Annotated in this window: 8 protein-coding genes, 1 tRNA gene and 1 pseudogene; 3 read left to right on the top strand and 7 right to left on the bottom strand. The window is 61.0% G+C overall.

The genetic code is table 11. The features are described 5' to 3' along the window. Positions 1–717: pseudogene (locus ACTHL0_RS22820) on the bottom strand (polyphosphate kinase 1); the annotation flags it as partial. Between the two features lie 348 nt (positions 718–1065). Here ACTHL0_RS22820 and ppx point away from each other — a divergent pair. Next, on the top strand, positions 1066–2577 hold the full coding sequence (gene ppx, locus ACTHL0_RS22815; RefSeq protein WP_440569231.1) for an exopolyphosphatase: 1512 nt from the start codon (positions 1066–1068) through the stop codon (positions 2575–2577). Positions 2578–2783: 206 nt separating this feature from the next. On the opposite strand, the gene ACTHL0_RS22810 is transcribed toward ppx, so the two are convergent. Next, complete coding sequence (locus ACTHL0_RS22810; protein WP_440569230.1) at positions 2784–3587, bottom strand: GNAT family N-acetyltransferase; 804 nt, start codon at positions 3585–3587, stop codon at positions 2784–2786. A gap of 131 nt (positions 3588–3718) precedes the next feature. Beyond that, complete coding sequence (locus ACTHL0_RS22805) at positions 3719–4180, bottom strand: SixA phosphatase family protein (protein ID WP_440569229.1); 462 nt, start codon at positions 4178–4180, stop codon at positions 3719–3721. 193 nt (positions 4181–4373) lie between these two features. Between ACTHL0_RS22805 and ACTHL0_RS22800 the strand changes: the two genes are divergently transcribed. Then, a tRNA-Pro gene (locus tag ACTHL0_RS22800) sits at positions 4374–4450 on the top strand. Positions 4451–4725: 275 nt separating this feature from the next. Here ACTHL0_RS22800 and ACTHL0_RS22795 read toward each other — a convergent pair. Together ACTHL0_RS22795 and ACTHL0_RS22790 are read right to left on the bottom strand one after the other, a co-directional pair. After that, the gene (locus ACTHL0_RS22795; RefSeq protein ID WP_440569228.1) at positions 4726–5010 is read right to left on the bottom strand and encodes a hypothetical protein; all 285 of its coding nucleotides are present in this window, start codon (positions 5008–5010) and stop codon (positions 4726–4728) included. After that, positions 5007–5486 carry a DUF2778 domain-containing protein gene (locus ACTHL0_RS22790; protein ID WP_440569227.1) on the bottom strand — a complete coding sequence of 160 codons (480 nt, stop codon included), beginning with the start codon at positions 5484–5486 and terminating at the stop codon, positions 5007–5009. Before ACTHL0_RS22790 ends, ACTHL0_RS22795 begins: the two co-directional genes overlap by 4 nt. 255 nt (positions 5487–5741) lie before the next feature. Here ACTHL0_RS22790 and ACTHL0_RS22785 point away from each other — a divergent pair, with 255 nt between their 5' ends. After that, positions 5742–6332 carry a hypothetical protein gene (locus ACTHL0_RS22785; RefSeq protein WP_440569226.1) on the top strand — a complete coding sequence of 197 codons (591 nt, stop codon included), beginning with the start codon at positions 5742–5744 and terminating at the stop codon, positions 6330–6332. A gap of 463 nt (positions 6333–6795) precedes the next feature. Here the strand turns inward: ACTHL0_RS22785 and ACTHL0_RS22780 are convergent, their stop codons facing one another. Both ACTHL0_RS22780 and ACTHL0_RS22775 read right to left on the bottom strand, forming a co-directional pair. After that, positions 6796–7836, bottom strand: a complete 1041-nt coding sequence (locus tag ACTHL0_RS22780; protein WP_440569225.1) for a glycosyltransferase family 2 protein — start codon at positions 7834–7836, stop codon at positions 6796–6798. Then, the coding region (locus tag ACTHL0_RS22775) for a hypothetical protein (RefSeq protein WP_440569224.1) at positions 7833–8105 on the bottom strand (273 nt) is incomplete at its 5' end. The genes ACTHL0_RS22775 and ACTHL0_RS22780, both read right to left, overlap by 4 nt.

Below are 8105 nucleotides of genomic sequence, written 5' to 3'. Positions count from 1 at the left end.
TTCGTCGACGAACAGATCGCTGTTGCGTGTGATCCGAAATTGATTGCAGCTGCGGATGGCGAGGTTCGGGAACAGCTCCTGAACGAAGCGCTGCATGAACGAGCTGAGCAGCACGAAGCCGTGGGCGAAGCCCGACAGCTCCTGCGGCATGCGCACGAGGCGCGGCAGGGCGCGCGGCGCTTGCACGATACCCATGACCGCCTGCCGGCCGAATGCATCCTTGCCTTCGAGTTCGACGACGAAGTTCAGGCTCTTGTTCAGCACGCGCGGAAACGGGTGGGCCGGATCGAGCCCGATCGGCGTCAGCACGGGCAGCAGCTCGTCGACAAAATATTGGCGCGCCCATTCGGTCTGGGCTTCCGTCCACGTATCCCAGCTGTGAAAGTAGATGCCCTCTTGCTCCAGCGCCGGCAGGACCGTTTCATGCAGCATCGCGTACTGCCGATCGACGAGCTTGTGCGCCCGCTCCGCGACGAGATCGTAGACGTGCTGCAGGGACATGCCGTCGGGCGCGAGCGTGCCGGGGTTGTCGCGCATCTGCTCCTGCAGCCCCGCCATGCGGATCTCGAAGAATTCGTCGAGGTTGCTGCTCGTGATGCAGATGAAGCGCAGACGTTCGAGCAGCGGGACCGATGGATCGGCCGCTTGAGCCAGCACGCGCTCGTTGAAGCCCAGGATGCCTAGTTCACGGTTCAGGAGGGGATAGCGAAGCGACATCGGCAACAAAAAATGAGAGGGGTCGGATGAGGGAACGAACGGGCGCTCGGACATTCTCATAATTCGATGTCATTTCAATGAAAAGTCATACTGACACTCATTCTACGGACATTGGTATGACTTTGGCCACCGTGAAGGCGGGCGGCGTCGCCTTGGAAAACAGGCTTTGCCGGCTGCTTGCCGGGGGCGTTCGAGGGCAGGCATTGCCGCGTGACGCATGCGCGAGCCCACATTCGTGCACCGATGCGAAATACTATGCGCTTAAAATGGCGTCTTTGAACAGTTGCGAGCGTGCCGGGCGAATTGCCCCCGGCCAGTCTTACGCGCGAACGGGAGCCTTCTTTCCTAATGCCCAATACCCCGCACCTTCTTGCCTCGGTCGACCTCGGCTCGAACAGCTTCCGGCTCATCGTCGGCCGTGTCGAGGAAACGCCTGCCGGCGCGCAGATCTATCAGGTCGACGCGCTGCGTGAGCCTGTGCGGCTGGCCGCCGGGCTTTCCGCGGACAAGATGCTCGATCGCGCTTCGCAGGTGCGCGCCTGGGATGCACTCAAGCGTTTCGGGGAGCGGCTGCGCGATTTTCATCCCGACCACGTGCGCGCCGTTGCAACCAATACGTTGCGGGTGGCCAAGAACGCGCCCGAGTTTCTGGTCGAAGCGCAAGCGGCGCTCGGGTTCCCGATCGAAGTGATCGCGGGGCGCGAGGAAGCGCGGCTGATCTATGCCGGGGCGGCGCACTCGGTGCCTGCGATTTCGGGTAAGCGGCTCGTCGTCGATATCGGCGGCGGCTCAACCGAATTCATTATCGGCCAGCATTACACGCCGCTCGTGATGGAGAGCCTGTATATCGGCTGCGTGAGCCATAGCCGTGCGTTCTTCCCGGCTGGCAACGTCGACGAATACACGATGCGCCAGGCCGAACTCGCGGCCAAGCGCGAAATCCAGATCATCTCCCGCGAGTACAAGCAGGCGGGCTGGGATCAGGCGATCGGCTCGTCGGGTACGGCCCGGGCGCTGGCCGAACTCGTCGAAGCGAACGGCTTCAACGATCCCGGTGTGACGCATGGCATTTCGCGCGGCGGCCTCGAACGGCTGAAGCGCGCGCTCATCAAGGCCGAGAACGTCAATCGGCTCAAGCTCGTGGCACTGAAGCCCGATCGCATTCCCGTGCTGGCCGGCGGCTTGTCGATCATGCTTGCCGTCTTCGAAGAACTGGGTATCGATTACGTCGATACCACCGACGGCGCGTTGCGTTTGGGCGTGCTGTACGACCTGCTGGGCCGGACGCAGCACGAAGACATGCGTGCGGTGACCGTCGAAGGATTCATGCGCCGCTACGGCGTCGATCGCGCGCAGGCCGAGCGCATCGGCGATCTGGCGGTCGGGTTTTTCGATCAACTGGGCGAGCCCGACACCGAACGTTTGGAGGAAGGGCGCACGTTTCTCGGCTGGGCCGCCGCTTTGCATGAAATTGGCCTGTCGATCTCGCATAGCGCCTATCACAAGCATTCGGCCTACATCGCAAGCAACGCCGATATGCCGGGTTTTTCGCGCACCGATCAAGCCCGGCTCGCGGCGCTCGTGCTTGGCCATGCCGGCAAGCTCGGTAAGCTCGCGCAAACGCGCGAAGTCGAATGGCCGCTGCTGTTCTGTCTGCGGCTGGCGGCGCTGCTGTGTCGCCGGCGCACCGATGCGGGGCTGCCCGGCATTCGCGTGGCGAAGTCGCACGGCGGCTACGAAGTGCGTTTGCCGAACGAATGGGTGGCCGGCAATCCGCTGACCGATTACAGCCTGATCCAGGAAGCGGCCGAGTGGGAGAAGGTCGGCATGCGCTATCGCGTCATTTACACGGACGACTGACGGGCATCGGGCTTCGCCCGGGTTGCCCCGGGGGCGGCATGTTCGATGGGGTACGCTCAGCGAACAAACGAAGGAAAGAACGACTGAACGGCCCGCGCGCCGGCTCGAGCTGAGATTCAAGCTGAGCAAGCGTGCGGGCCGTTCGCTTATCCGTCGATCGAACGGGGCCCGTCATTGAGACGGGCGGTGCCGATTGCGCGCCGATGTCAGCCGAGGAAATGGCGTGCGTAGCGGGCGTTGATATCCGATAGACGGAACAGCGTGAGGAAATCGGCGCAGTTGAAGTCGGGATCCCAGGCGGGTGCGCCGCAAATCTTCGCGCCGAGGCGCAGATAGCCCTTGACGAGCGGCGGCGGTGCGACGCGGGCGCCGGTGCGAAGCTCTTCGACTGGCAGCGGCGTATGCGCGAACGCGCGATACTCGGGGCTCGTCAGCGAGTGCTCGCGCAGCGATTCATAGAGATTCGCTGCGAAATGTCCGCCGTCGGCCATGGGGACGCTGGCGCAGCCGAGCATCGTTTCATAGCCGTTTTGCATCATGTACGTGCCGAGGCCGCCCCAAAGCGACATGATGACCGAGCCGCTGCGGTAATCGGCGTGCACGCACGAGCGGCCCACTTCGACCATCTTGGAGCGCAGATGCGCGAGGCGCGACAGATCGAATTCGCCCTCGGCGTACAGGCGCCCGATGCGGGCGGCCTGGTGCGGCGGCAGTACGCGGTAGGTACCGACCACTTTCAGCGTTTCGAGGTCGCGCACGAGCAGGTGATCGCAGTAGACGTCGAACGCGTCGACGTCGAGGCCGGCAGGGCCCGAGACGCTCGCACCCATCTCCTCGGCGAAGACGCGGTAGCGCAGACGTTGGGCCTCGCGGAGTTCCTCGTCGGTGCGCGCCCAGGCCACTTGCAGTCGATGCTCTTGCGTGATGGTTTCTTTTTCGCGCGGCAGCCGGCGGCGCGACTCGAGCGGAATCGAAGCGAGCGGCAGGGTGGGCGTCGGCAGATCTCGCATAGGGGTTCCTGGTTCCGAATGACTATGAAAGGAATGCTGGTTTCTCGCCAATGTAGTAACCGTGCGTGACGGTTGCATGGCAAACGCGTGTCCTTACGATGACATGTCGTGCGGCAGACACAAGGCTTTCATCATGATGATGCCAGATCAGGCGAAAGTACCGCTCGCACGTACGCATTCCCCGAACCGCCTTGGCGGCTCGCGAACCACCATATGGCGCCCTTCTTGATCGTCCATTCCACGGCATCGCCGGTCAGGAGCCGGGATGCGACGAGCCCGAGCGTGGGTTGGTGTCCGACGATGACGACCGTCTGGGCGATGCCCTCCGGCCATTGCGCGGCGGCCAGCACCGCATCGGGCGATGCGCCGGGGCCGATGCTTTCCACAGTGCGGTATTGATCGGTCAGCGATTCGACGGTTTGGACCGTGCGCGCGGCTGGGCTGGACAGAATGACGGCGTCGGGTTCCAAGCGATGCCGCAGCCATTTGGCGACGGCCTGTGCCTGCTTGCGGCCGCGCGTGGTGAGCTGGCGGGCGCTATCGGTCTGCGCTGTTTCTTCGGCTTCCGCGTGGCGCCAGAGAATCAAATCCATATCGTTGCCTCCTATCGCGTGGGGCGCGATCGCGCCAATGGGTCCGATTGCCGAGAGTGTGCCGCCTATGCCGTCCGCGATGCCGTCACCGTGCAAAAAACGGGCTCGGATTCGACGACCGGATCGATGTTGGGTTCGAAACCGCATTGTGGTTGACGAAGCCGCTTGGGAACGGCTAGAATTGCTGGTTCGTCGGAGCGTAGCGCAGCCTGGTAGCGCATCTGATTTGGGATCAGAGGGTCGTAGGTTCGAATCCTATCGCTCCGACCAAGGAAATCAAGGGGTTACAGTCGTTTTGGCTGTAACCCTTTTCCGTTTCTGTGGTTCCGTGTAACCGAATATGGGCCGCATAGATCCACGTCAATCCGTTAGCCGGAGCATCCAGTGGTGCCTGCATGGCTGTGAATGTAGCGTCGCGCGCGTTTTGGCACCGTTTCGCGCTCAATTTGTCATCCGTAGGCGAAACCGTTTCACAATGTTTTTGACACCATCCGCCTTATGAAAAAGCCGCCCGAGGGCGGCTTCTGCGTTGATCAAGAGGCGGGTCACGAAACCTTTTGTTGCCGGCTACGGATTGGCCGGACGACGAATCGATACATTCCCCAAACCGTCAAGCAAGCGGCTACCAGCGCAGCGACAAAGTAGACGGACAGTAGCAACCTCTCGCCCTCGTCAGCATTTTGCGCGTTCACGAGGTTGGCAAGGAAGAAATAGGCCTTCCGGCCAAGCGGGCTCTTCCGCGCCTCGTCGATCCAGTCCGACAGATAGATCAATCGAAGGTAGACGTACGTAAGCACGATCACCAAGGCCGTGCGCAACGCAAATTTCATTGGACCTCCACAACCCCGTAGTACCGCACCTTCGTGTTCGGGATGTAGCTAGGTGGTAGCGAAAGCAAGTACGTGCGAAGCGCATTGAATCGCCACTGCTCAGTCAGGGTAATACATCCTTCGCTCAGCCGCTGACGGCCGGCGGGATGTAAGCGGAAACGGTCGCGACGGACGCCGTTCACTACTACCCAGTCGTCTAACGGGCGACCGACTGGATGAAGTGCGAACCAATCTTGCCTGTGCGAGTTGCTGATCTCATCCAAAATCGGGTCCCATAACCACCCGAGTCGACCGCCGCTTTGCCGAGCGATGATGTAATAGCGCCCCTTGGGGATTGGGCCGGCCTTCGCGAGCGCCGTATCCTCTGGCTTGTTTTCATGGCCCACATCCCCGGAAAACGCTGGAAAACGCTGACCGTTGCAAACCAACGCACTTACCGGCTGGCCGTTGAGTGAAAACGAACATTGTGCTGGCATAGATTATTTGCCCTCGGTGTTATTGATCTTAGGAATGAGAGCATAACAAATTGGGTGCGCCGCCCCGTCAAAACAGCCCGCTAGTCTGCGTTCCTGGCTCCCATTTGCCACCGGAGCGCTAAGCGCGAGCCCGGTCGCCCTTGAAGGGGAGATGGCTACTTGTGGCAATTGCCCTGGCGAGCACCGAATCCAAGGAATAGGCGCGGACATGGACGAAGACGGGCGAGCGAGTGTGCTGGACAACGACCCCGTACAGTGTCCATGTGGCAAAAACCACGTCAAGGCGGGATCGGACGCTGGATGCTCGACAGGTTGGACACCATGAGGAACCCGATTTTCTTAGTCATTGCGATTTTTCTGTCCGTTTTTTCCGGGCAGATTTATGCCGAAAGCGACATGTCGCTGTCGGCAAAGCAAATTCGTTCCGGTTGTTCTGTGGTAATGCACAAGGTCTATCCGTCTGGCATCGATCCGAATGTGAATGCTGATGTGTTTGACCAACAACTGTTCTGGCAGTGCTCAGGTGCCGAAGCAGTTCCGGTAGGAACGATCGGAGCGGAAGGTAGCGGCCCAGAAATCGTCACCGTCTTTTACCGGCGGAACGAAATTCTCGTCTTGGCGCGTTGGACATCAGGATCGGCAGAAGCAGATTTTCAAGGATATTTTTATCAAGTCAACGCATTTCGTCTCGAACAGGCGAGCAATCAGACGACGTTCCGGACGGTGGCGGCTATAACCAAAGCATTTGGTGATGGCTACGATGGCGTGCTCAACGGAAAGCGTGTGGCATTTCCCTACAAGAATGCGGCGTCAATCCGCGCCCGATTGGCGGCACTGGGTTTGTGATCTGGTGGATCGCTTTGAGCGTGGTCACGCACGGGATAACTAAGCAGTGAGATCGGCCGTAGCTTATTGGATCAATCGCAGAATGCGCGAAACGGGGGGAGCCGGGACGGGCGCTGGTAGAACGCTACCGTGTCGCGCGACGCATGGCGATTCAGCATGGGGCGCCGTGGCGCCTGGTCGCTACCATAGCCTCAAGGCAACAGTATGCACCTCCTTCTGATTTGGGATCAGAGGGTCGTAGGTTCGAATCCTATCGCTCCGACCAGTAGAATCAAGCAAAAAGCTCAGCCATCGCGGCTGGGCTTTTTGCGTTTCCGAGGCCGAGTTCAGATAATCCGCCTCGACGAGATTCCGAATTCTAAGCTCGCAGCGTATGAGCCGTTGATGCAAGCGCCCCCGGCCCTCGCACCGGCAAGTCCTGTTCCTTCCTCCAACCGGCGCAACAGCCACGGCGATCGTTGAGTCAGCGTTCAGCCTGACCTCGCTGCTTTCTACGATGCCACGCAAACATCACGCCGCGACGCAGGTCGCCGTTCAGCACGCGCCCGGTTACCGTCGCGAAACTCCCCCAAACAAGGGCCAGCGGCCGCGGCAGCACGATGATGGGTGCCACCCATAAATGAAACAAGGCGCGTCCCGCGAAGCGATCGCTGAAGTGCCGATAAGTATCGCTGGGGCAACGCCCCTCGGCGATGCGCTGTCGCAATAGGTATAACGGGTGATACGACAGCAGCATGCGCGCTTCGAATTGGCGGATGTCGGCGTCGGTCAGCCCGTTCGCGCGGTAGCTGTCGAGGATACGGCCCAAGTGCTCGACAAAGATGTCCGGGCGACCATACCCGCCGGAGTTGTCGCGCTTGCAGGCCAGTACGTAATGCGTCGATAGCGCATTACGGCGCGCAGCAAGCGCCGCTTTCACCACGAAATTGACCTGCACGAGATGGGTGCCGCAGTAGTCGCGCGCATCGACGTCGTGCAAGAGCCTACGGTTGACGACCATCGCCGAAATGGAGGTGATGAGCGCGCCCGCCGCGCGCAGGAACCGTCCGGCATCGGCGAGCACTCGAATGCGTTTGGCGCCGCCCGGATACTCGCGGTCCGGATCGTGCTCGTAGCCGAACGGGCGCAGACACAGCACACCATAATCATTGGGCTCGAGCGCCGTGATCACCTCGGGCAGCGTACCGCGAACATAAAGGTCGTCGTCTCCCATGATTTGCACATAGTCCCCTCGCGCTTCATTGAAGCATTGAGCGATGTTGGCATCCGAGCCAAGATCTTGCGCGTTGCGGAGGTAGCGAATAGTCAGTCCTGCCTTCACCATCTGCGCGACGACTTCCGGCGTATCGTCCGCCGAATGATTGTCGGATACGATCACCTCGACCTTGCCGGGCGGCAGCGTGCGGACCTCTTCGAGCAGCCGTTGCAGATTCATCCGCAAGTACGGAGCGCGATTGAAGGTCGGAATGGCGATGGTCAACTTGGGCGACGTTGAGTCAGTCATCTCGATGTCCTCCACTGGCTATTGCAGCGGTACCAAATGCCAATCCCGATCGGCACCGTCAATGCGACATTCGCGCCCCCGAGCACCGCGATCAACCCGGCCGACGAATAATGCCGCGCCGCATAGAGGGCGGCTGGCAGCGTGACCGAGGTGACGAATACGTTGAGCCAACCGAGCGGCTCGCGCCTGAAACTGCGCAGTGGCAGCGCGAGGCCCCCCATCCTCTGCGCGGTGAACGCGCTGACAACGAGCCCCACGAGCTGAGGCCC

The sequence above is a fragment of the Trinickia sp. genome (assembly GCF_051961175.1).
Classification (GTDB): domain Bacteria; phylum Pseudomonadota; class Gammaproteobacteria; order Burkholderiales; family Burkholderiaceae; genus Trinickia.
This window is presented reverse-complemented; position numbering and strand designations above follow the sequence as displayed.